At 71.9% G+C, this 24,229-nt stretch carries 19 protein-coding genes; 18 read left to right on the plus strand and 1 reads right to left on the minus strand.

The features are described 5' to 3' along the window. Positions 1-42 precede the first annotated feature (42 nt). Positions 43-3,315, plus strand: a complete 3,273-nt coding sequence (locus JNB62_RS16100) for a DEAD/DEAH box helicase (RefSeq protein WP_308291830.1) — start codon at positions 43-45, stop codon at positions 3,313-3,315. Position 3,316: 1 nt separating this feature from the next. Here the strand turns inward: JNB62_RS16100 and JNB62_RS16105 are convergent, their stop codons facing one another. Beyond that, a complete protein-coding gene (locus JNB62_RS16105; RefSeq protein ID WP_220301917.1) occupies positions 3,317-4,255 on the minus strand; it encodes an NAD-dependent epimerase/dehydratase family protein in 939 nt (312 codons plus the stop codon). A gap of 65 nt (positions 4,256-4,320) precedes the next feature. On the opposite strand from JNB62_RS16105, the gene sigJ reads away from it, so the two are divergent. The 17 genes from sigJ to rpe all read left to right on the plus strand — a co-directional run bounded on the left by sigJ (position 4,321) and on the right by rpe (position 24,188). Further along, entirely contained in the window at positions 4,321-5,244 is a 924-nt protein-coding gene (sigJ, locus tag JNB62_RS16110; protein WP_220301918.1) for an RNA polymerase sigma factor SigJ, read from the plus strand. 104 nt (positions 5,245-5,348) lie between these two features. Beyond that, positions 5,349-6,917, plus strand: coding sequence for a Rieske 2Fe-2S domain-containing protein (locus JNB62_RS16115; protein ID WP_220301919.1), 1,569 nt, complete (start codon positions 5,349-5,351; stop codon positions 6,915-6,917). Positions 6,918-7,078: 161 nt separating this feature from the next. Next, the gene (locus JNB62_RS16120; RefSeq protein WP_220301920.1) at positions 7,079-7,609 is read left to right on the plus strand and encodes a DoxX family protein; all 531 of its coding nucleotides are present in this window, start codon (positions 7,079-7,081) and stop codon (positions 7,607-7,609) included. Between the two features lie 117 nt (positions 7,610-7,726). Beyond that, on the plus strand, positions 7,727-8,260 hold the full coding sequence (pyrR, locus tag JNB62_RS16125; RefSeq protein WP_220301921.1) for a bifunctional pyr operon transcriptional regulator/uracil phosphoribosyltransferase PyrR: 534 nt from the start codon (positions 7,727-7,729) through the stop codon (positions 8,258-8,260). Between the two features lie 7 nt (positions 8,261-8,267). After that, positions 8,268-9,245 carry an aspartate carbamoyltransferase catalytic subunit gene (locus tag JNB62_RS16130; protein WP_220301922.1) on the plus strand — a complete coding sequence of 326 codons (978 nt, stop codon included), beginning with the start codon at positions 8,268-8,270 and terminating at the stop codon, positions 9,243-9,245. Then, the gene (locus tag JNB62_RS16135) at positions 9,242-10,552 is read left to right on the plus strand and encodes a dihydroorotase (protein ID WP_220301923.1); all 1,311 of its coding nucleotides are present in this window, start codon (positions 9,242-9,244) and stop codon (positions 10,550-10,552) included. The genes JNB62_RS16130 and JNB62_RS16135 overlap by 4 nt, the downstream gene beginning before the upstream one ends. Beyond that, entirely contained in the window at positions 10,549-11,058 is a 510-nt protein-coding gene (locus JNB62_RS16140; RefSeq protein WP_220301924.1) for a PH-like domain-containing protein, read from the plus strand. Before JNB62_RS16135 ends, JNB62_RS16140 begins: the two co-directional genes overlap by 4 nt. Then, on the plus strand, positions 11,055-12,212 hold the full coding sequence (gene carA / locus JNB62_RS16145) for a glutamine-hydrolyzing carbamoyl-phosphate synthase small subunit (protein ID WP_220301925.1): 1,158 nt from the start codon (positions 11,055-11,057) through the stop codon (positions 12,210-12,212). Before JNB62_RS16140 ends, carA begins: the two co-directional genes overlap by 4 nt. Next, positions 12,205-15,492 (plus strand): carbamoyl-phosphate synthase large subunit, encoded by a 3,288-nt coding sequence (carB, locus tag JNB62_RS16150; RefSeq protein WP_220301926.1) that lies wholly within the window; start codon positions 12,205-12,207, stop codon positions 15,490-15,492. The genes carA and carB overlap by 8 nt, the downstream gene beginning before the upstream one ends. After that, a complete protein-coding gene (gene pyrF, locus JNB62_RS16155) occupies positions 15,489-16,331 on the plus strand; it encodes an orotidine-5'-phosphate decarboxylase (RefSeq protein ID WP_220301927.1) in 843 nt (280 codons plus the stop codon). Before carB ends, pyrF begins: the two co-directional genes overlap by 4 nt. Positions 16,332-16,499: 168 nt before the next feature. Next, on the plus strand, positions 16,500-17,432 hold the full coding sequence (gene gmk / locus JNB62_RS16160) for a guanylate kinase (protein ID WP_220301928.1): 933 nt from the start codon (positions 16,500-16,502) through the stop codon (positions 17,430-17,432). Between the two features lie 104 nt (positions 17,433-17,536). Then, positions 17,537-17,791 (plus strand): DNA-directed RNA polymerase subunit omega, encoded by a 255-nt coding sequence (gene rpoZ, locus JNB62_RS16165; RefSeq protein WP_018170775.1) that lies wholly within the window; start codon positions 17,537-17,539, stop codon positions 17,789-17,791. A gap of 93 nt (positions 17,792-17,884) precedes the next feature. Then, a complete protein-coding gene (gene metK, locus JNB62_RS16170) occupies positions 17,885-19,078 on the plus strand; it encodes a methionine adenosyltransferase (RefSeq protein ID WP_220301929.1) in 1,194 nt (397 codons plus the stop codon). A 19-nt stretch (positions 19,079-19,097) separates the two neighbouring features. Continuing rightward, positions 19,098-21,119: a primosomal protein N' family DNA-binding protein gene (locus tag JNB62_RS16175; RefSeq protein ID WP_308291831.1), complete on the plus strand. Its 2,022-nt coding sequence runs from the start codon at positions 19,098-19,100 to the stop codon at positions 21,117-21,119. A 31-nt stretch (positions 21,120-21,150) separates the two neighbouring features. Further along, complete coding sequence (gene fmt / locus JNB62_RS16180) at positions 21,151-22,071, plus strand: methionyl-tRNA formyltransferase (RefSeq protein WP_220301931.1); 921 nt, start codon at positions 21,151-21,153, stop codon at positions 22,069-22,071. Next, positions 22,068-23,438: an RsmB/NOP family class I SAM-dependent RNA methyltransferase gene (locus tag JNB62_RS16185; protein WP_220301932.1), complete on the plus strand. Its 1,371-nt coding sequence runs from the start codon at positions 22,068-22,070 to the stop codon at positions 23,436-23,438. The genes fmt and JNB62_RS16185 overlap by 4 nt, the downstream gene beginning before the upstream one ends. A gap of 54 nt (positions 23,439-23,492) precedes the next feature. Beyond that, entirely contained in the window at positions 23,493-24,188 is a 696-nt protein-coding gene (gene rpe, locus JNB62_RS16190; RefSeq protein ID WP_220301933.1) for a ribulose-phosphate 3-epimerase, read from the plus strand. Positions 24,189-24,229: the final 41 nt, after the last annotated feature.

Below are 24,229 nucleotides of genomic sequence, written 5' to 3' on the forward strand. Positions count from 1 at the left end.
TCGCCCGGCCGCGTGTCCGCGGCTGTTGGCAGGATGGATGCCGTGACCCCGACGAACGCTGCGCCGCCGTTCACCGACCCGGCGCACATCCGACGGTTCACCGACAGCGGGACGTACGAGCGCGGCGTCGCCTACTTCGCCGACGGCGCGGTCCAGCAGCTGACGTGGGATCCGTTCACCTCTGTGCTCGAAGCGAGCGTGGCCGGAAGCAGCCGCCAGGCGTACCGCTGCCGCATCCGGCTCGATCCGCAGCGGTCCGACCGGCCGATCGCCGCGACGTCGTGCACATGCCCCGTCCAGTTCGACTGCAAGCACACGGTCGCGGTGCTGCTCGCGGCGAACCGGCTCGCGCAGCAGGCGCCCGCGGCGCCGGAGGGCGCCGAGTGGCGCAGCGTGTTCGCCCGTGGCACCTCGCCCGCCCATGACCGCGTGCCGCTCGCGCTCGGGGTCGAGCTGCGCCAGCGGGTGCGGCACGGCACCTCGAGCTGGGCGCCGGCGCGCGTCGAGACGGCGACGCCGCGCGGTCTGCACCAGTTCGGCGCGGACGTGCTGGTGGGTCTGCGCCCGCTGCAGCGCTCGAGCCGCTCGACGTCGTGGATCAAGGGCGGCGTCTCGTGGGACGCCCTGCGCCGGCCGTCCACGGCCTTCGATCCGGCGCAGGCGCGCTGGTTCGCCGAGCTGCACAGCATCGGTCGCGACGTGCGCTCGTTCGGGGCGTTCTCTGACGTCTCGGAGTGGCTGACCCTCGACGACATCGAGTCGAGCCTGCTGTGGCCGCACCTCGCCGCCGCTGCGGACCGCGGCATCCCTGTCGTCCCGACCCGGCGCGGCACGACCGTCGCGCTGGCCGAGGACGCGTCGGTGTCGGTCGAGGCGCGCCGGACCGGCGGCGGGCTGGAGGTCGCACCGGTCGTCGTCCTCGACGGCGAGCGGGTGGATGCCGCGACCGTGCGACCCGTCGGACGCACCGGTCTCTATCGCTTCGTGGTCTCGCACGACCGCATCGACCTGCTGCTCGCGCGGGTGGCGCTGCCCGACCCCGTGCCGGCCCTGCTCGCCGCCCGGGAGCCGGTCAGGGTACCCGCGGACGACGCGGTCGAGTTCGTGCGCGACCACCTGCCACGCATCGCCCGGCGCGTCGAGGTCGCCGCACCGGGTATCGCTGTGGCCCCCGCGGCGGGCCCTCGACTCGTCGTGTCGGTGCGCTTCGACGACGGCCATCGCATCGTGTTCACCGTGGCGTGGCGGTACGGCGACGGCCCGCTGGTGGGACTCGGCGGCGCCGACGGCGAGGACCGCGACGCGGCCGCCGAGCTCGCCGTCCGTGATCGCGTCGAGGCTCTGTGGCGGGATTCCTCGCCGGTGGACTTCGCGGCCGCCGGTACCCTGAGCGGCTTGGAGGCGGCGGAGTTCTCCGCCGTCCTGCTTCCCCTGCTGGAGGCCGATCCCGACGTCGACGTCGAGCTGTCGGGGGAGCGGCCCCGCTACCGCGAACTCGCGGGCGACCCGAGGATCGAGATCAGCACGGTCGAGACGACCGACGCCGACTGGTTCGACCTCGGCGTCGTGGTGTCGATCGACGGGCGCACGATCCCGTTCGGGACGCTGTTCACCGCGCTGTCGCGCGGACGCAGGAAGATCCTGCTGAGCGACGGCGCCTACTTCTCGCTCTCGCATCCGTCTCTGCAGCGGCTGCGAGACCTGATCGACGAGGCGGGCGACCTCGACGAATGGGAGACGGGCCCGCGCATCAGCCGGTACCAGACGGCGCTGTGGGCGGACTTCGAGGATCTCGCCGACGAGGCCGTGCCGGCCGTCTCGTGGCGAGCCACCGTCGAGGCGCTGCGCGATGTCGACTCGGTGCCGTCAGCGCCACCGCCGTCGGGACTCGACGCCGAGCTGCGGCCGTATCAGCGGACCGGTTTCGAGTGGCTCGCGTTCCTGTGGCAGCACCGCCTGGGCGGCATCCTCGCGGACGACATGGGGCTCGGCAAGACGCTGCAGCTGCTCGCGCTGATCACGCACGCGGTCGAGCAGGGCGAGCGGCGCCCGTTCCTCGTCGTGGCGCCCACGTCCGTCCTGTCGACATGGCGGACGGAGGCCGCGCGCTTCACGCCCGGGTTGCGCGTCGAGGTGGTCGACGCGACGCGCGCGAAGCGGGGGATGACGGTCGCGCAGGCGGCGGCATCCGCAGATCTCGTCGTCACGTCGTACACGCTCCTGCGGTTGGACGAGCCCGAGTTCGCGGCGGTCGAGTGGGCTGGACTCGTCCTCGACGAGGCGCAGTTCGTGAAGAACAGCCAGACCAAGGTGTATCGGGCCGCACGCGACCTGCGCGCCGACGTCGTGTTCGCCATCACCGGCACGCCGATGGAGAACAGCCTCACCGAGCTGTGGGCGCTGCTGTCGCTGACGGCGCCCGGCCTGTTCGCCTCGGCGCGGCGGTTCCGCGAGGAGTACGTCGGGCCGATCGAGAAGGGCAAGGTGCCCGAGAACCAGGAGGGCGGGGAGTACCGCGCGGGGCGTCTGGCGCGGTTGCGCCGCCGCATCCGCCCACTGGTGCTGCGCCGTACGAAGGAGCTGGTCGCGGCGGATCTGCCGCCCAAGCAGGAGCAGGAGGTGCGCATCGAGCTCGGCGCCGCGCACCGTGCGTTGTACGACACCGTCCTGCAGCGCGAGCGTCAGAAGGTGCTGGGACTGCTGGACGACCTCGATCGCAACCGCTTCATCGTGTTCCGGTCGCTCACGCTGCTGCGCATGCTGGCGCTCGCGCCCGAGCTCGTGGACCCCGCGCACGCCCACATCGCGCCCAGCAAGCTGGGCGCGATGTTCGAGCAGCTCGACGAGGTGCTCGCCGAGGGTCACCGCGCGCTCGTGTTCAGCCAGTTCACGTCGTTCCTGGGACTCGCCGCCGCCGAGCTCGAGGCGCGCGGAATCCCTTACGCGTACCTCGACGGCTCGACGCGGGACCGGGATGCCGCGGTCGCCGCATTCCGCGGCGGTGAGGCGCCCGTCTTCCTGATCAGCCTCAAGGCCGGGGGTTTCGGGCTCACGCTCACCGAGGCGGACTACGTGTTCCTGCTCGACCCGTGGTGGAACCCGGCGGCAGAGGCGCAGGCCGTGGACCGTGCGCACCGCATCGGCCAGGAGCGCAGCGTCATGGTCTATCGGCTCATCGCGAACGGGACCATCGAGGAGAAGGTGATGGCCCTCCAGCAGCGCAAGGCACGCCTGTTCCGCGCGGTCATGGACGACGACGCCCTGTTCGGAAAGGCTCTCACCGCCGACGACATCCGCGGCCTGTTCGAGGCCTGAGTCAGCGCGTGCCGAGGCCGGTGCGGAATCCCTCCCGCCAGCTGGCGTAGCGCGGCGTCCAGCCGAGCTGCGCCTTGGCCTTCGCGTTCGACGAACCGCGCGCGGTGGTCATCCATGCCACGCCGAAGTCGCCGATGAGGCTGCGGGCGATCCACGCCGGGACGCGAAGCGGCGCCTTGGCGCCGATGGCCCGCGCCAGCTCGGGCAGCCACACCGAGACGGTCGCCGGCTCGTCGTCGACGATGTTGTAGACGCCGGCGTCGCCGCGGGTGATGGCGGCGATCGTGGCCGACGCCGCGTCGTCGATGTGACAGAACGACCACACACCGGCGCCGCCGCCGACGATCGGCACCTGGCGCTTGCGGACCGCCTCGAGCATCTCGCCGCCCTCGCCGAGCGACTGCCCGGGACCGTAGAAGCTGCCGAACCGCAGCGCGAGGCCGCCGGCGGCCACCGTCGCGCGTTCGGCGTGGGCGATCGCGGCGAGGGTGTTCGCGGCGGCGGGCACGGGGTGCGCATCGAGCGGGTCCGCCTCGGTCTTCACCGGGCCTCCGGTGCGTTCGTTGGGCCACCCCGTGTAGCTCTGCACGACGATGCGTTCCGTCCCGGCCTCGTGCGCCGCGGCGATCAGGGCGTCCGTCCCGCGCGTGCGCAGTTCGTTGGTGACGGCGAACACCTCGTCGAACCTCTTGAAGTCGAAGCCCGCCGACAGCGACGTCAGCTGGTGCACGACGACGTCGGGCTGCGCGTCGAGCACGGCCCGTCGGATGGATGCCGCATCCCGGCCGTCCATCACGACGCCGTGTCCGCCGGCGGCATCGACCCGACGGGCGCCGGCCTCGCTCCGCGAGGTGCCGGTGACCTCGTGACCGGCGGCGACGAGCGGGCTGACGAGGCGGGATCCGACGGCGCCGGTCGCACCTGCGATGAAGATCTTCATGGGTTCTTCCTCTCTCTTCACCCCCTTCGACGGAGGACCCCACCCCGTTGTGACAGGCTCGGGGCATGGATCTCGCCGTCGAAGCTCCGACGCTCCGCCCGCTCATGTTCTCGATCGCGTACCGCATGCTCGGCAGCGTCGCCGATGCCGAGGACGTCGTGCAGGCGGGCATGCTGCGTCTGCACGAGCGCACGGCAGGCGGGCAGGCGATCGACCGGCCCGACGCCTTCGCGTCCACCGTCGCCACGCGCCTGTCGATCGACGCGCTGCGGTCTGCGCACCGCACGCGCGAGCTGTACGTGGGACCGTGGCTGCCCGAGCCGCTCCTCGTCGACGACGAGGACCCCGCGCACCGCATCGAGCAGGACGAGACGGTGTCGTTGGCCGTGCTGACGATGCTCGAGCGCCTCGGCCCGGTGGAGCGCGCGGTCTTCGTGCTGCGCGAGGCGCTCGGGTTCGACTACGCCGAGATCGCCCGGATCGTCGAGCGCGACCAGGCCGCCTGCCGCCAGATCCTGCATCGCGCGCGGCAGCGCGTGACCACCGGTTCCGCCCGGTACAACGCCGACGACGCCGACGCTGCGCGGCTGGTCGGCGAGTTCGTCGATGCACTGCGCGCCGGCGACGTCGACGCGGTGATGCGCGTGCTGTCGGACGACGTCGTGTTCACGGCGGACGGCGGCGGCAGGGCGCCCGCGATCCAGCGCCCGATGACCGGCGACCTCGCCGTGGCGCGGTTCCTGGTCGGGCTGATGCGCCGCGGCGCCACGCTCGGCGTCACGCTGCGGATGACCCGCGCCAACGGCGAGCCGTGCATCGTGTTCCGCAGCAGCGACGGCGCGACGCTGTCGGTGCTGACCCTGCATGTGCACGACGGCGCGATCGGCGCGATCGCCAACCAGCTCAACCCCGACAAGCTGCAGCATCTCGCGCCGGTGGGGGATCTGTTCGCCCTGGTGCGCCAGGAAGGCGCGTGGCCGTCGACCTGAGCCCTCGCCGGGCGGACGCTTTTGCACGGCCGGTCGATCAAGGCGAACGGGGGCGTCTCGCCTAGAATCGACGGGTTCCACCGATCGAAAGGGAAGGGCCTCGCATGCGCGTCACGGGCCTCGGCCACGCCGGAATGTTCATCGAGACGGCGGGCGGCAGCATCCTCTGCGACCCGGTCATCGGTCCGACGTTCTTCGGATCCTGGTTCCCGTTCCCCGACAACCGGGGCCTCGACTGGGAGAAGTACGGCAACGCGGACTTCCTGTACGTGTCGCACCGCCACCGCGACCACTTCGATCCGGCCCTCATGGAGCGCGTGGTGCCGAAGGACATCAAGGTGCTGCTGCCCGAGTACCCGACGGACGACCTCGAGCAGGACCTCCGCAGGCTCGGCTACGACAACATCGTCTACACGCAGGCCGGCGTGCCGCTGGAGTTCGGACCGCTGAAGCTCATGGTCACCCCTCTGCGCGCGCCCAGCGACGGCCCCATCGGCGACTCGTCGCTGAGCGTGGACGACGGCACGGCCAGCATCCTGAACCAGAACGACTCGCACCCGCTCGACCTCGAGAAGCTGATGGCGTTCTCGAAGCCGGACGTGTACTTCACGCAGGTGTCGGGCGCCATCTGGTGGCCCATGGTCTACGACCTGCCGCAGGACGCGAAGCAGAACTTCGCGAAGCTCAAGCGCGACGCGCAGAACAAGCGCGCGATGTACTACATCGAGAAGGTCGACGCCGAGCACGTCTTCCCGATGGCGGGGCCGCCGATGTTCCTGCGCGAGGAGCTGTTCCGCTACAACGGCCAGGGCCTCGACGGCGACGCCATCTTCACCGATCAGCGCGAGTTCCTCGCCCACATGCGCGAGCAGCGGCCCGACCAGAAGGGGTACGAGTTCCTGCCGGGCACGGTCGTCGACATCGCCGGCCGCGACGTCTCGATCACGCAGACTCTCTACACCCAGGCCGAGATCGACCGCATCTTCGACGACAAGTGGTCGTACCTCGCCGAGCAGCGCGACACCCGCCAGGATGAGATCCGTGCGGAGGAGGCATCCCGCGCCCCCGTGCTGCCGCCCGAAGAGATGCTGGCCGCGATCAAGGAGTGGTGGGAGCCGCTCCTGCGCCGCGCCCGCACGATCCGAAACGGCGTGGGCGGCAACGTGCGGTTCCGCATCGGCGACCTCGACATGGTCGTCGACTTCCCCAAGGCCAAGGTGCGCGAGTACGACGGCGAGGAGTGCATCTACTGGTACACGATCCCCGCCGACCTCGTCTCGACGAACATCCGCGACCACGAGATCGACTGGTCGAACTCGATCTTCCTGTCGATGCAGTTCGAGGTGGGGCGCAGCGGCAAATTCAACGAGTTCCTCACGACCTTCCTGAAGTGCCTGTCGCGCGACCGCATCGAGTACGTCGAGAACTGGTACGCCGAGCAGACCGACCAGACCGAGGACGCGCAGCTCGGGGAGTGGACCGTGCAGCGCCGGTGCCCGCACCTGCGCGCGGACCTCACCAAGACCGGCAAGATCGAGGACGGCGTCCTCACGTGCTCGCTGCACGACTGGAAGTGGGACCTGGCCTCCGGCCGGTGCCTCACGAGCCAGGGGCACCCGATCCGCGCGTCGCAGGTGGAGGACGAGCGCACGACGGCCGCACCGGCCGCCTGAGACCCGCCTTTGTAGAGCTCATACAACGAAGCGCCCGCTCAGGCGGGCGCTTCGTTGTGCAGCGGCGCTGAATGTCGCCGGCGGCGTATCACCGAGCCGGGGGAGCGAGTCCTGATCACCGTGCCCGCCAGACGGGCGATCAGAACTCGAAGGAGTCCGTCATGACCACCGTTCCCGTCCACGGCGCCGCCGGCGTCGTCGCACCGCCCGCCCGCCGCACGAGCCCGCTGCGCGCCGCCCTCGATCTCGAGGCCCGCGCGGAGGCCGCGGTCAAGGTCTTCCTCGAGCGCTGGAGCATCCCCGCGCTCCGGGTCGCCCTCGGCCTGGTCTTCCTCGTGTTCGGCGCGCTGAAGTTCTTCCCCGGCGTGAGCCCCATCGAAGCCCTCGTGGTCCGCACATGGGACGCTCTGTCGTTCGGGGTCGTCACCGGCTACCCGGCGATGGCCCTCACCGCGGCGATGGAGTCCCTCGTGGGCCTCCTGCTCGTGATCGGCGTCTTCCAGCGGTTCGCACTCGCCCTGCTCGCCGTCACGTTCGTCGGCATCCTGTCGCCGCTGGCGTTCTTCACCGGCGACCTGTTCACCCCCGGCCCGACACTCACCGCGCAGTACATCCTCAAGGACATCGTGCTCGTGGCCGCCGCGATGGTCGTGGCATCCCGAGCGCTCCGCGCCGCGCCGGGGCAGAACTGACCCGCACATCGGAGCCGGGGCGGATCGCGACGATCCGCCCCGGCTCCGTGTCGTAGACTGGTGGGCGATCACAGCAACCTTTAACCCCGTCCTGTGAGGCGGAGAAGGGAGCGGCGGATGAGCACGCGCATCGTGCTGCATGAGGCCGACATCGCCCGGGCCCTGACTCGGATCTCGCACGAGATCCTGGAGTCCAACAAGGGACCCGATGGCCTGGTCCTCCTCGGCATCCCCACTCGCGGCGTCACGCTCGCGAACCGCATCGGCGCGCTCGTCGCGCAGTTCGGCGGTGCCCCCGTCCCCATCGGGTCGCTCGACGTCACGATGTACCGCGACGACCTGCACCGCAATCCGACCCGCGCGCCCCAGCGCACGCACATCCCCGACGGCGGCATCGACGGCAAGGTCGTCGTCCTGGTCGACGACGTGCTGTTCTCGGGCCGCAGCATCCGCGCGGCCCTCGACGCCCTGCAGGACATCGGGCGTCCCGCCGCCGTGCGCCTGGCGACCCTCGTCGACCGCGGACACCGCGAGCTGCCGATCCGCCCGGACTTCGTCGGCAAGAATCTGCCGAGCTCCCGGGAGGAGCGCGTCAACGTGCTGCTCACCGAGAACGACGGCAGCGACTCCGTGACGATCGAGGGGCGGTGATCGGGGCATGAGGCATCTGCTCGACACCCAGACCCTCGCGCGCGAGGACGCGCTGCGCATCCTGGACGTCGCCGAAGACATGGCCGACACACAGCGCCGCGAGGTCAAGAAGCTCCCGACGCTGCGCGGCAAGACCGTCGTGAACCTCTTCTTCGAGGACTCGACCCGGACGCGCATCTCGTTCGAGGCGGCAGCCAAGCGCCTGTCGGCGGACGTCATCAACTTCTCGGCCAAGGGCTCGAGCGTCTCGAAGGGCGAGTCCCTGCAGGACACCGCTCAGACGCTGCAGGCGATGGGGGCGGATGCCGTCGTCATCCGTCATGGAGCCTCCGGGGCGCCGCGCACGCTGGCCACGAGCGGCTGGATCAGCGCTGGTGTCGTCAACGCCGGCGACGGCACGCACGAGCACCCGACGCAGGCGCTGCTCGACGCGTTCACGATCCGCAAGCGCCGCTTCGCAGGCGACAGCCGCGGACGCGACCTCGCCGGTGTCACCGTGACGATCGTGGGCGACATCCTGCACTCCCGCGTCGCCCGCTCGAACGTGTGGCTGCTGGACGCCCTGGGCGCCGAGGTGACGCTCGTCGCGCCCCCGACGCTCGTGCCGCAGGACGTGTCGGGCTGGCCCGTGCGCGTGCTGTACGACCTCGACGAGGCGATCGCCGCCGGCCCCGACGCCCTCATGATGCTGCGCATCCAGCTGGAGCGGATGAACGCCGCCTACTTCCCGACCGAGCGCGAGTACTCGCGCCGCTGGGGACTCGACCCGCTTCGGCTGCGCGCGCTGGGCGCCGATAGCATTGTGATGCACCCCGGACCGATGAACCGGGGCCTGGAGATCTCCGCAGAAGCCGCGGATTCGCCGCGCTCGACCGTCCTCGAGCAGGTGACGAACGGCGTCTCGGTGCGCATGGCGGCGCTCTACCTGCTGCTGGCGGGTGCGGACGACCCGACGACCGAGATCGCGAAGGAGAACACCCGATGAGCGAGACCATCCTCTTCCGCGGAGCCCTGGTCGAAGGCACGACGGCGGCCGACGTCCTCGTCGACGGCGGCGTCATCGCCGAGATCGGCCCGGGCCTCAGCCGCGCGGGTGCCACCGTGGTCGACGCCGACGGTCTGGTGCTGCTGCCGGGTCTGGTCGATCTGCACACGCACCTGCGCGAGCCCGGGTACGAGGCATCCGAGACCATCCTCACCGGATCGCGGGCGGCCGCGGCCGGCGGCTACAGCGCCGTGTTCGCGATGCCCAACACGTCGCCCGTCGCCGACACCGCCGGCGTCGTCGAGCAGGAGCTCGCACTGGGGGAGGCCGCCGGCTTCGTCACGGTGCAGCCCATCGGCGCCGTCACGGTCGGGCAGAAGGGCGAGCGCCTGGCCGAGCTCGGCGCCATGGCCGACTCCCGTGCCCGTGTGCGGGTCTTCAGCGACGACGGCTTCTGCGTGTGGGACCCGCTGATCATGCGGCGCGCACTGGAGTACGTGAAGGCGTTCGACGGCGTCATCGCGCAGCACGCGCAGGACCCGCGCCTCACCGAGGGCGCCCAGATGAACGAGGGCGCCGTGTCGGCCGAGCTCGGCCTCGCCGGCTGGCCGGCGGTCGCCGAGGAGTCGATCATCGCGCGGGACGTGCTCCTCGCCGAGCACGTCGGCTCGCGCCTGCACGTGTGCCACCTGTCGACGGCCGGCTCCGTCGACATCCTCCGGTGGGCCAAGAAGCGGGGCGTCAACGTCACCGCCGAGGTCACGCCGCACCACCTGCTCCTCACCGACGAGCTCGTGCGCGACTACGACGCGCGCTTCAAGGTCAACCCTCCGCTGCGCCGTGAGGAGGATGTGCTCGCCGTGCGCGAGGGCCTCGCCGACGGCACGATCGACATCGTCGCCACCGACCACGCACCGCACCCGGCCGAGGCCAAGGCGTGCGAGTGGCACGCGGCCGCCAACGGCATGGTGGGCCTGGAGAGCGCGCTGCGCGTCGTGCAGCAGGCGATGGTCGACACCGGCCTCATCACGTGGGGTGACGTCGCGCGCATCATGTCGCGCGAGCCCGCGCGCATCGGCCGGCTCGCGGGGCACGGGACGCCGCTGACGGCCGGGCAGCCGGCATCCCTCGCCTTCTACGATCCCTCGCCGCGACGCACGTTCACGACCGACGACCTGCGCGGACGCAGCGTAAACTCGCCGTACCTCGGGCGCGAGCTCCCGGGCGACGTGCGGTGGACGCTGCACGCCGGCACCGTCACCGTCGCCGACGGCGCGGTCCTGAACGCCCCGGGGGTGCGCGCATGACCCGCGAGGGGGCCCTGGCGATCATGATCGCCGTCGCCGTCGGCCTGCTCGCCGCGCTGGCATGGGCATGGTGGCGACGAACACGGCGCGACGCGGCGCTCACGGCGCCGGTCGGCGAGATCCCGGGCGGCGCGCACGCCGTGGCCGAGTTCGCGGCGCTCTACGTCGCGACCACGCGGCACGGCGACCCGCTGGAGCGGCTCGCGATCGCGGGCCTCAGCTTCCGCTCCCGATCGGACGTGACCGTGACCGACGCCGGCGTCGCGCTGGACCTCACGGGCCAGCCCCGTGTGTTCCTCGCGGCGGACCGCATCGCCGACGTCGGCCAGTCGACAGTGGCGATCGACCGCGTCGTCGAACCCGACGGCCTCGTGCGCCTCGCCTGGCGCCTCGACGACGGCACCGTCGTCGACTCCTACCTTCGCCCCCAGGATGCCTCGGCCCGCGCCCTCGCGGACGCCGTGGCCGGCATCCTTCCCTCGACCCAGACGGGAACGAACGCATGACCTCCCTCTTCCAGACCGCACCCGCCGTCCTCGTGCTCGAAGACGGCACCCGCCACGTCGGCCGCGCGTACGGCGCGCAGGGCACGACCCTCGGCGAGGTCGTCTTCGCCACCGGCATGACCGGCTACCAGGAGACCCTCACCGACCCCTCGTACGCCGGCCAGATCGTGCTGCAGACCGCGCCGCACATCGGCAACACCGGCATGAACGACGAGGATCCCGAGTCCCGACGCATCTGGGTGTCGGGCTACATCGTGCGCGACCCTTCGCGCGTGGTGTCGAACTGGCGTGCCGACGAGTCGCTCGACGACGCGCTCGTGAACGACGGCGTGGTGGGCATCAGCGGCATCGACACGCGCGCCGTGACGCGGCACATCCGGTCGGCCGGCAGCATGCGCGGCGGAATCTTCTCGGGCGAGGCCGCGGCCATCGACGCCGACGAGCAGCTGCGCCTCGTGCGCGAGGCGCCCGAGATGTCGGGGCAGAACCTGTCGGCCGAGGTGTCGGTCGCCGCGGCGCAGGTCACCCCGGCGACCGGCGAGCGCATCGGCAACCTCGCGGTGCTCGACCTCGGCGTCAAGCAGGCGACCGTCGACAACCTCGCCGCGCGCGGCTTCGACGTGCACGTGCTGCCCCAGGACGTCACGATCGACCAGATCCGCGCCATCGACCCCGTCGCGGTGTTCTACTCGAACGGCCCGGGCGACCCCGCCGCCTCCGGCGACCACGTCGACCTCCTGCGCGGCGTGCTCGACGACGGCCTGCCGTTCTTCGGCATCTGCTTCGGCAACCAGCTGCTCGGCCGCGCCCTGGGCCTCGGCACCTACAAGCTGCCGTTCGGTCACCGCGGCATCAACCAGCCCGTGCTCGACAAGTCCACCGGCCGCGTCGAGATCACCGCCCACAACCACGGCTTCGCCGTCGACGCGCCGCTGGACGGACAGTTCGACAGCCCGAACGGCTACGGCCGCGTCGAGGTCAGCCACGTCGGCCTCAACGACCAGGTGGTCGAGGGGCTGCGGGCGCTCGACATCCCCGCGTTCTCGGTGCAGTACCACCCCGAGGCGGCCGCGGGCCCGCACGACGCCAACTACCTGTTCGACCGCTTCCGCGACCTGGTCGTCGCGAACCTGGAGACCAAGAAGAATGCCTAAGCGCGACGACATCAACTCCGTCCTCGTCATCGGATCCGGCCCGATCGTCATCGGCCAGGCCTGTGAGTTCGACTACTCCGGCACGCAGGCCTGCCGCGTGCTGCGCGAGGAGGGCGTGCGCGTCATCCTCGTGAACTCCAACCCCGCCACGATCATGACCGACCCCGACTTCGCCGACGCGACGTACATCGAGCCGATCACGCCCGCCGTGATCGAGACGATCATCGCGAAGGAGAAGCCGGATGCCATCCTGCCCACCCTCGGCGGGCAGACCGCGCTCAACGCGGCCATGGCCCTCCACGACCAGGGGATCCTCGACAAGTACGGCGTGGAGCTCATCGGCGCGAAGGTCGACGCCATCCGCAAGGGCGAGGACCGCCAGATCTTCAAGGAGCTCGTCATCGAGGCGGGGGCCGATGTCGCGGCCTCCGTCATCTGCCACTCGATGGACGACCTGCTCGCCGGCGCCGAGAAGCTCGGCTACCCGCTGGTCGTGCGTCCGTCGTTCACGATGGGCGGCCTCGGCTCGGGCTTCGCGTACGACGAGGAGGACCTCCGCCGCATCGGCGGCGCGGGCCTGCACGACTCGCCGACCAACGAGGTGCTCCTGGAGGAGTCGATCCTCGGCTGGAAGGAGTACGAGCTCGAGCTCATGCGCGACACGGCCGACAACACGGTCGTCGTCTGCTCGATCGAGAACGTCGACCCCGTGGGCGTGCACACCGGCGACTCGATCACCGTCGCGCCGGCGCTGACCCTCACCGATCGCGAGTACCAGAAGCTGCGCGACATCGGCATCGACATCATCCGCGCCGTGGGCGTCGACACCGGCGGCTGCAACATCCAGTTCGCGGTCAACCCCGAGAACGGCCGCATCATCGTCATCGAGATGAACCCGCGCGTGTCGCGGTCGTCGGCACTGGCGTCCAAGGCGACCGGCTTCCCGATCGCCAAGCTCGCCGCGAAGCTCGCGATCGGGTACCGCCTGGACGAGGTGCCGAACGACATCACGAAGGCGACGCCGGCGAGCTTCGAGCCGACGCTCGACTACGTCGTGGTCAAGGTGCCGCGCTTCAACTTCGAGAAGTTCCCGGCAGCCGACACGACGCTCACCACGACCATGAAGTCGGTGGGCGAGGCGATGGCGATCGGACGCAACTACGCGACGGCGCTGCAGAAGGCGCTGCGCTCGCTCGAGAAGCGCGGGTCGAGCTTCCATTGGGGCGACGAGTCCCGTTCCGTGGAGGAGCTGCTCGAGGTCGCCAAGACTCCGACCGACGGCCGCATCGTCGTGCTGCAGCAGGCGCTGCGCAAGGGCGCGACGATCGAGCAGGCGTTCGAGGCGACGAAGATCGACCCGTGGTTCCTCGACCAGATCGTGCTCATCAACGAGGTCGCCGAGTTCGTGCGCCAGGCGGGCGAGCTGGATGCCGCCACCCTGCGTGTCGCGAAGGAGCACGGGTTCAGCGACGCGCAGATCGCGCAGCTGCGCGGTGACAGCGAGGCCGAGATCCGCGGTGTCCGACAGGGCCTGGGCGTGCGACCGGTCTACAAGACCGTCGACACGTGCGCGGGGGAGTTCCCGGCTCTGACGCCGTACCACTACTCCAGCTACGACGTCGAGACCGAGGTCACGCCGTCGGAGCGGACGAAGGTCGTCATCATCGGCTCGGGGCCGAACCGCATCGGCCAGGGCGTGGAGTTCGACTACTCGTGCGTGCACGCGTCGTTCGCCCTCGCCGCCGCCGGCTACGAGACGGTCATGGTGAACTGCAACCCCGAGACGGTCTCGACCGACTACGACACCTCCGACCGCCTGTACTTCGAGCCGCTGACGCTCGAGGACGTCCTGGAGGTGCTGCACGCCGAGGCGCAGTCCGGCACCATCCTGGGCGTGGTCTGCCAGCTCGGCGGCCAGACGCCGCTGGGTCTGGCGAAGGGCATCGAAGAGGCGGGGTACACGATCCTGGGCACCAAGCCCGCCGCGATCGACCTCGCCGAGGAGCGCGAGCTGTTCTCGCGCCTGCTCGACGACGCGGGTCTCGTCGCTCCGCGCAACGGCACCGCGATCGACGTCGAGGGCGCGGTCGCGGTGGCCGAAGAGATCGGCTACCCGGTGCTGGTGCGCCCGAGCTTCGTGCTCGGCGGCCGCGGCATGGAGATCGTGTACTCGACCGAGGCGCTGCGCGACTACTTCGTGCGCATCGCCGACCAGGCGATCATCGGCCCGGGCCTGCCCCTGCTGGTGGACCGCTTCCTCGACGACGCGATCGAGATCGACGTCGACGCCCTGTTCGACGGCGAGGAGCTGTACGTCGGCGGTGTCATGGAGCACCTGGAGGAAGCCGGCATCCACTCCGGCGACTCGTCCTGCACGCTGCCGCCGGTGAGCCTCGGCCGCACCGACATCGACCGCGTCCGCGAGGCCACGCACGCCATCGCCGAGGGCGTGGGCGTGCGGGGTCTGCTCAACGTGCAGTTCGCCATCTCGGCGGGCGTGCTGTACGTCATCGAGGCGAATCCGCGTGCGAGCCGCACGGTGCCGTTCGTGTCGAAGGCGCTCGGCATCCCGCTCGCGAAGGCCGCGTCGCGCATCATGGCCGGCGCCACGGTCGCCGAGCTAAAAGCGGAGGGGCTGCTTCCCGAGCAGGACGGCTCGCGCGTCCCGCTCGACGCACCGGTCGCCGTCAAGGAGGCCGTGCTGCCCTTCAAGCGGTTCCGCACTCGCGAAGGCCAGACCGTCGACTCCGTGCTCGGCCCCGAGATGCGCTCGACCGGCGAGGTCATGGGCATCGACCGCGACTTCCCGACGGCGTTCGCGAAGTCGCAGGAGGCCGCGTACGGCGGCATGCCGCAGTCGGGCACCGTGTTCATCTCGGTCGCCGACAGCGACAAGCGCGCCGTGATCCTGCCCGCGCACCGCCTGCAGGAGCTGGGCTTCGACCTCGTCGCGACCGAGGGCACGGCCGAGATCCTCGCGCGCAACGGCATCGATGTGCGCGTGGTGAGCAAGTACTCCGAGACGCAGGACTCCGGCGCGACCAACATCGTCGACCTCATCAACGCCGGCGACATCGACATCGTCGTGAACACCCCGTCCGGCGGCGCAGCGCGCGCCGACGGCTACGAGATCCGGGCCGCCGCGGTGGCCGGCGACAAGGCACTGTTCACCACGATGGCCGTGCTCGGTGCCGCCGTGAGCGCACTGCCGGTGCTGCGGGAGGGCTTCGACGTCAAGAGTCTGCAGGAGTACGCCATCGACCGGCAGGCGCGCGCATGACCACGTTCGCTCAGCGCGTCCGTGCGGCCTTCGCGTCGCACGGGCAGCTGTGCGTCGGCATCGACCCGCACCCGCATCTGCTGGCCGAGTGGGGGATGGATGCCTCAGCCGCCGCCGCCCGCGACTTCGGGCTGCGCGTGGTCGAGGCCGCCGCGGGGCGCGTCGGCATCGTGAAGCCGCAGGTGTCGTTCTTCGAGCGCTACGGGTCCGCGGGGTTCGCGGCGCTCGAGGACGTCCTCGCCGCGGCGCGGGACGCGGGCCTCGTGGTGATCGCCGACGCGAAGCGCGGCGACATCGGCACGACCATGGACGCCTACGCCGAGGCGTGGCTGACGCCCGGTTCGCCGCTGGAGGCCGACGCCATGACGGCCAGTCCGTACCTCGGCGTCGGCTCCCTCGACGGCACGTTCGCCCTTGCCGAGCGTCACGGCAAGGGCGTGCTCGTGCTCGCGGCGACGAGCAACCCCGAGGCTCTGCCGCTGCAGCGCGCCCTCGCGCCGACCGGCACCACCGTGTCGGCCGAGGTCGTGCGCGAGGTCTCCGCACGCAATGCGCGCACGACTCCGGAGGGGGAGTGGGCGTCGCTCGGCTTCGTCATCGGCGGCACGGTGGACTGGGAGGATGCCGGTCTGCGGCCCTTCTCGCCGGTCGCGCCGATCCTGGGTCCCGGCTTCGGTCATCAGGGCGCGCAGCCGCAGCACCTGGAGGAGACGTACGGCGCTCTCGCACCGGCCGTGATCGCGTCCGAGAGCCGCAGCATCCTCTCGGCCGGTCCCGACGCCGTCGCGGCGCGGATCGCCGAGCGTGCGGCGCTGTATGCCGCCGCAGCGCCGCGGTAAACGCTGTCCTCCGGCGGGTGCGTGCGGGAAGAATTCCCGCGCCACGGAGTGGTTTCGTTCCGCCCGCCCCTGCGGTGATACCGTCGGAGGGCCGCGCACCCATAAGCCGGACCCGACCGGCTCGATGCGCGTATTCAGAGCTCGCCCATCTCAACCGTGGTGATTGACATGCCCGATTCACGCACCCCCGAAAATGGCGTTTCGCCACATACCCCCGCGCGGCCGCCCGAGGTCGACCGGGTGGCGGCATCCCGTCGCGCCGTCGCAGCGCGACGCGAACGCGCCGCCCTCAAGAAGGATGTCGCCATGCGCGTCATCACTCCGCAGGAGCTGCTGCGGCGTGCCCTGGCCGATCCGTCGTCGCCGGCGGGGGCGATGCGCGTCCCCGAGTTCTTGACCGCGATCCCCGCGATCGGCGAGGGCAAGCGCGACCGCATCCTGCACGACCTCGAGATCTCGCCGGTAAAGCGTCTGGGCGGTCTCGGCTCGCGCCAGCGCGAAGAGCTGCGCGCGTTCCTCGATGCCCGCTGGCCCGAGCTCCAGCCGCGCGGCGGCCGCAGCCGCCTCGTCGTGCTCGCCGGCCCCACGGCCGTCGGCAAGGGAACGGTGGCCGCGTACATCAAGGAGCACCACCCCGAGATCATGCTCTCGGTGTCGGCCACGACGCGCGCACCGCGTCCGGGCGAGGTCGACGGCGAGCACTACTTCTTCGTCGACGACGCCGAGTTCGACCGCATGATCGCCGACGGCGAGCTGCTCGAGCACGCCACGGTGCACAACGCCCATCGCTACGGCACGCCGCGCGGTCCGATCGAGAAGGCCCTGGCCGAAGGGCGCACGGTGCTGCTCGAGATCGACCTGCAGGGAGCCCGCCAGGTGCGCGACGCCGACCCGTCGGCGACCCTCGTCTTCCTGCTGCCGCCCAGCTGGGACGAGCTCGTGCAGCGCCTCGTCGGCCGCGGCACCGAGGACGCCCCAGAGCGCGCCCGCCGCCTGCGTACGGCCAAGACCGAGCTCGCCTCGCAGGGCGAGTTCGACTACCGCGTCGTCAACGACGACGTCGCCCGTGCCGCCGACGAGGTCGCCCGCCTCACGCGCTGATCCGCGCAGGGTGAAGCGCCTGCGGCGCCGACCGGGTAGACTGGTCGGATGCGTCCGCGCGCGGCTTGCGCGCGCCCAAGACACCGTCAGACCAGGAGGTTCCCATGGCCGGAACGAACCAGGGCATCATCGAGCCCCCCATCGACAGCCTGCTCGAGAAGGTCGACTCGAAGTACCAGCTCGTGATCTTCGCGTCCAAGCGCGCGCGCCAGATCAACGACTACTACTCCGACCTGCACGAGGGCAACCTCTTCGACAACGTGGGGCCGCTCGTCGACTCGACCGTCGAGGACAAGCCGCTGACGATCGCGATGCACGAGATCCACGAGGACAAGCTGCGCCTGCGCCGCGCGGAGTAATCCCCGTTACGACCGATATGCCCCCGAGGACGGCGATGTCCGGCCTCGGGGGCATACTGGTGTCCGCCCCGGACCACGACTACTGGAGTATCGATGACCGACCTGCGCCTGTTCACGTCCGAGTCCGTGACGGAGGGCCACCCCGACAAGATCTGCGACCAGATCTCGGACTCGATCCTCGACGCGATCCTCACGGCCGACCCGAACGGCCGCGTCGCCGTCGAGACGCTCGTGACCACGGGCCTGGTGCACGTCGCCGGCGAGGTCTCGACCTCGGCGTACGTCGAGATCCCCGCCATCGTGCGCGACGTCGTCAATCGCATCGGCTACACCTCCAGCGAGACCGGCTTCGACGGCGATTCGTGCGGCGTGAGCGTGTCGATCGGCGCCCAGTCCTCCGACATCGCCGCGGGTGTCGACAAGGCGTTCGAGCGCCGCGAGGACGGCTCGGAGGACCCGCACGACCTGCAGGGCGCGGGCGACCAGGGCATCATGTTCGGCTACGCGACGACCGAGACGCCGCAGCTCATGCCGATGGCCGCGTGGACGGCGCACCGCATGGCCGAGCGCCTGACGGCCGTGCGCCGGTCGGGTGAGCTGCCGTTCCTCCGCCCCGACGGAAAGACCCAGGTCACGCTCGGATACGACGGCGACACGCCGAAGACCGTCGACTCCGTCGTCCTGTCGACGCAGCACCACCCCGACATCTCGCAGAAGGCGCTGCGCGCCGCGGTGCGCGCCGAGGTCATCGACCCCGTGCTCGAGGCGACAGGCCTGGACGTGTCCGACGTGAAGTTCTACATCAACCCGGCCGGCCCGTTCGTGATCGGCGGCCCGAAGGGCGACGCCGGTCTCACCGGCCGCAAGATCATCATCGACACGTATGGCGGCGCATCCCGTCACGGCGGCGGCGCCTTCAGCGGCAAGGACCCGTCGAAAGTCGACCGCTCGGCGGCATACGCCATGCGCTGGGTCGCCAAGAACGCCGTCGCCGCCGGACTGGCCGACCGCCTGGAGGTCCAGGTCGCCTACGCGATCGGCAAGGCCAAGCCCGTGGGTCTGTACGTCGAGACGTTCGGCACCGGCCGCGTCGCCGACGAGGTGATCACGCGCGCCATCCTGGATGTGTTCGACCTGCGCCCCAAGGCGATCATCGATCAGCTCGACCTGCTGCGTCCGATCTACGCCCAGACGGCGGCGTACGGCCATTTCGGCCGCGAGCTGCCGGACTTCACGTGGGAGCGCACCGACCGCGCCGACGCTCTGCGCGCGGCCGCCGGGCTCTGACGCGGGCCGCGTGAGCGCGGTGCCAGAGGAGGCACAGGTCGGCGGCGATACGGTGCCATCGCCCGTCCGCCGGCGGCGTGTCGCGCGCGTGCTGCTGGACTCGCCCCTGCCGCAGCTCGACCGCCTGTTCGACTACGAGATCCCGGACGAGCTCGCCGCCGAGGCACAGCCGGGCGTGCGCGTCCGCGTGCCGCTGCGCAGCGCGGGGCGCGTGATCGACGGATACCTCGTCGAACTCGGCGAACCGGATGCCTCCGACCGGCCGCTCTCGCAGCTGGAGGCCGTCGTCTCGCCGATGCCGGTGCTGACGCCGCGGCTGTACGCGCTCGCGCGCCGCGCCGCCGACCGCGCCGCCGGTTCGGCGGGCGACATCCTCCGCCTGGCGATCCCCAAGCGCATGGTGCGGGCCGAGAAGGCGTGGCTCGCGGCGGATCCTCCGCAACGGCCCGAGCTGCCGGCCGAGGCGCGCACGTGGTCGGAAGGGGTGCTCGCCGAGTATCCCGGTCTTGCCGAAGAACTCGTCAAGGGCTCCCGCCTGGCCGTCGACGCCCCGCCCCAGCCCGCGCGCCTCGCCGACGGGGCACCGGTCGGCGCGTGGGCGGTGCTCCTCGCCGCCGCCGCCGTGAGGACGCTCGTCGAGGGACGCAGCGCCGTCGTCGCCGTACCCGATCACCGCGACCGCGCTCAGCTCGAGGCCGTGCTGCAGGCGTGGGTGCCCCCCGATGCGCTGGTGCGCGACGACGCGAAGCAGAGCGGACCGGCGCGCTACACGGCGTTCCTGCGGACCCTGTCCGACGCGCCGTGCGTCGTGATCGGCAACCGGTCCGCCGTGTACGCCCCCGTCGCCGAGCTCGGCCTCGTCGCGCTGTGGGACGACGGCGATCCGCTGTTCGGCGAGCCGCTCAGCCCCGGCGTGCACGCCCGCGACGCGGCGCTGCTGCGGCAGGAGCTCGACGGCGGCGCCCTCGTCTTCGCCGGGCACACGCGCACGACGGACGTGGAGCGCCTCGTCGGCGTCGGCTGGGTGCGCGACCTGCCCGCGGCGCGCCGGCGGAGCCCACGCGTCGTGCTCACAGCCCACCGCGAGGGCGAGTCGCGTGCGGCGCGCGTGCCGTCCGCGGCGTTCGCGGCCGCGCGTGAGGCGCTGACCGAGGGGCCGGTGCTCGTGCAGGTGTCGCGCCCGGGCTACGCACCGGTGCTCGTGTGCGCGAAGTGCCGGCATCCCGCGCGCTGCCCGCACTGCGGCGGGCCGCTGCACGCCGCCCGCCACGGCGCCGTTCCCACGTGCACGTGGTGCGGGCGCTCAGCCAACGCGTGGGCCTGCCCCGAGTGCTCGTCGACCATGCTGCGCATGGCCTCCTCGGGCAGCGAGCGCACCGCGGACGAGCTCGGCCGTGCCTTTCCCGGCACGCGCGTCATCGTCGCCGACGGCGACCACCCGGTGGCGACGGTCGACGAGCGGCCGGCGCTCGTGGTGGCCACACGGGGCGCCGAGCCACTGGCCGCCGGGGGCTACCGCGCCGTCATCCTGCTCGACGGCGACCGGATGCTGATGGCCGATGATCTGCGGATCGGCGAGTCGTGCCTGCGCTGGTGGTCCAATGCGGCAGCCCTGGCCGCACCGGGCGCGCCCGTGCACCTGGTCGGCGTGGGCGGCGACATCGCGCGCGCACTGGCGACCTGGACGCAGGCAGCGTACGCGCGGTCTGAGCTTGCCGATCGTGCGCCGCTGCGCATGCCGCCCACCGTGCGGGTCGCCGCTGTCGACGGCCCTCGCAGGGCGGTCGAGACCGCCCTGCACGAACTGCGCCGCGCGGTGCCCGCACTCGATGCCGAGGCTGTGCTCGGCCCCATCCCGCGCGGCGAGGGGGTGCGGGCTCTCGTGCGATTCGACTACGGCCTCGGTGCGCACGTGACCGAGTCCCTCCGTGCGGCTGTCGTGAGCCAGGCCGTCAAGGGACGCCGACCGGCGAAGGGGCGCCCTGCCGGCGCCGCCAATACACTGAGGGTGCGGGTCGATGTGCCCGACCTCGATCTCTGATCCCTCTCGAACGCCACAGATCTGGAGCCCCATGCGCCTCGTCTTCGCCGGCACTCCCGCGCCGGCGGTCCCGTCGCTGCGACGGCTTGCGGCATCCCCTCACGATGTCGTCGCCGTGGTCACGCGTCGCGACGCACCGCTGGGCCGCAAGCGCGTGCTCACACCGTCGCCCGTGGCGGCGGCGGCCGAAGAGCTGGGGCTTCCCGTCATCCGCGCCGACCGGCTGGACGCCGACGTGACCGCCGAGATCACCGCGCTGGAGCCGGACCTCGGCGTCATCGTGGCCTACGGCGGTCTGGTGCGCGAGCCGCTGCTCTCGGCGCCGGCACACGGCTGGATCAACCTGCACTTCTCGCTGCTGCCGCGGTGGCGCGGAGCCGCGCCCGTGCAGCACGCGCTGATCGCGGGGGATGCCGCCACCGGGGCGAGCGTCTTCCAGCTGGTCCCCGAGCTCGACGCGGGAGACGTGTTCGGCGAGCTCGCGATGGACATCCCCGAGGATGCGACGGCCGGCGACCTGCTGACCAGGCTCGCCGACGACGGCGCCGAGCTCCTCGCCGACGTCGTGGCCGGCATCGCCGCGGGGACGGCGGTGGCGCAGCCGCAGCAGGGCGAGCCGACGTATGCCTCGAAGCTCGGGGACGACGACGGACGCATCCGGTGGGACGAGCCGGCGGGCGCCGTCCTCGGACGGATCCGCGGCGTCACCCCCGAGCCCGGAGCCCACACCACGATCGAGGGCGCACGCCTCAAGGTGCTCGCGGTCGCGGCAGCGCCTGCCGATGCGCCGGTGCTCGCACCGGGGCGGCTCGCGCTGCATGACAAGCGGGTGCTCGCCGGCACCGGCTCGGCACCCGTCGTGCTCGAGACGGTGCAGCCGGCCGGCAAGGGGGCGATGCGCGCCGCCGACTGGTGGCGCGGACTGCGCGAGGCACCGGTGGCCGGATCATGAGCCGCACCGTCGCCGCGCGCCGCATCGCCTACGAGACGCTGCGGGCCGTGCACGAATCCGACGCGTACGCCAACCTGCTGCTGCCGACCGCGATCGCGCGCGCCGAGCTGTCGCCCGCCGACGCCGCACTCACGACCGAGCTCACGTACGGCACGCTGCGCCGTCAGGGCACCTACGACGCCGTCATCGCGATCGCCGCCGACCGGCCCGTCGCCAGCATCGACCCCGCAGTGCTCGACGCCCTGCGACTGGGCGTGCACCAGCTGCTGTCGACACGCGTCGCATCGCACGCGGCGGTCAATGAATCCGTCGAGCTGGCCCGCGCTGCCGGCGGGCGGGGCGCCGCGGGATTCGCCAACGCCGTGCTGCGGCGCGTCTCGCGCGACACGCCCGGCGACTGGATGACGCACGTCGCCGCCAGCGCCCGCTCGGACGACGAGCAGCTCGGTCTTCTCTTCTCGCACCCGGTGTGGGTGGTGCGCGCGCTCCGGCGGGCCCTGGGCGCAGAGGGACGCGCCGACGAGCTCGAAGCACTGCTGACGGCCGACAACGCGTCGCCGCGGGTCACGATGGCGGCGCTGCCCGGCCTCGCCGAGGCGCCGGACGACGCGCGGCGGACGCCGTTCTCGCCGATCGGATTCCGCCTCGGCGGGGGAGACCCCGACCAGACCGTGCGCGGCTCCGACGGCCGCATCAGGGTGCAGGACGAGGGCTCGCAGCTGGCGGCGCTCGCCCTCACCCGCGCCCTGCCCGTCGCCGAGGGCGAGCGCTGGCTCGACCTGTGCGCGGGACCGGGCGGCAAGACCGCGGTGCTCGCGGCGGAGGCGCTCGCGCACGGCGCACGGCTGGAGGCGAACGAGATCTCGCCCGCGCGTGCGGGACTGGTCCGCCAGGCGATCGCCGGCGTCCCGCTCGACGTGCCGGTGTCGGAAGAGGACGGCAGGGCACGGGCCGAGGCCGCACCCGACACGTACGACCGCATCCTGGTCGATGCGCCCTGCACGGGACTCGGGGCGCTGCGGCGGCGCCCGGAGGCACGCTGGCGCAAGTCGCCGGGCGATGTGCCCGCGCTCACGACACTGCAGCGCGAGCTGCTGACCTCCGCCGTGGGGGCGCTCAAGCCGGGCGGCGTCGTGGCGTACGTCACGTGCTCCCCGCATCTGGCCGAGACCGCGGCCGTCGTGGCCGACATCCGCCGCGAGTGGGGCGAGGCGCTCGAAGAGCTCTCGGCGCGCGACGTCGTCACGTCGCTGTCGGACTCCGACCCGGCGCTCCCGCCGCAGGCCGACGGCAGCGGGCGCGCGCAGCTGTGGCCGCACCGGCACAACACCGACGGCATGTCGATCTCGCTGCTGCGTCGCGTCTGAACCCTCGCGGCGGCCGCGGGGCGCCGACGGCAGGCGCTCGACCATAATGGACGCGTGCCCCCGACCTCCGAGACCGGCCGCGACGACGGCATCCGCATCAATCCCAGCATCCTCGCTGCGGACTTCGTGAACATGCAGGCCGAGCTCGCCCGCATCGCCACGGCGGACTTCGTCCACGTCGACGTGATGGACAACCACTTCGTCCCGAACCTCACGTTCGGGCCGCAGATGGTCGAACGCGTCCAGGCCACGAGTCCCGTGCCGCTGGACGTCCACCTGATGATCACCGATCCCGACCGCTGGGCGCCCGGCTACGCCGAGATCGGCGCGGCGTCGGTCACGTTCCACCTCGAGGCCGCGACCGAGCCCGTCGCGCTGGCGCGGCGTCTGCGCGACATCGGCTCGCGGGCCGGGGTCGCCGTCAAGCCGGCCACCCCGGTGGAGAGCCTGTTCGATCTGCTCGACGACTTCGACCAGATCCTCGTGATGACCGTCGAGCCGGGCTTCGGCGGCCAGTCCTTCATGCCCGAGACCATGCCCAAGCTGCGTCGGCTCGCCGAGGAGGCACGCCGGCGCGGGTCGTCGGTGTGGCTGCAGGTCGACGGCGGCATCGGGGCGTCGACGATCGCGCAGGCCGCCGAAGCCGGTGCCGACACCTTCGTCGCGGGATCGGCCGTCTTCGGCGCCGGCGACCCCGCGAACGCGATCGCGGGCCTGCGGGCCGCCGCGGCGGCGCACCACATCCACTGACCGGGCGCTCCGGGCGACCGGTGCGGCCCAGGACGCGAGGG

Source organism: Microbacterium jejuense (assembly GCF_019511665.1).
Classification (GTDB): Bacteria; Actinomycetota; Actinomycetes; order Actinomycetales; family Microbacteriaceae; genus Microbacterium; species Microbacterium jejuense_A.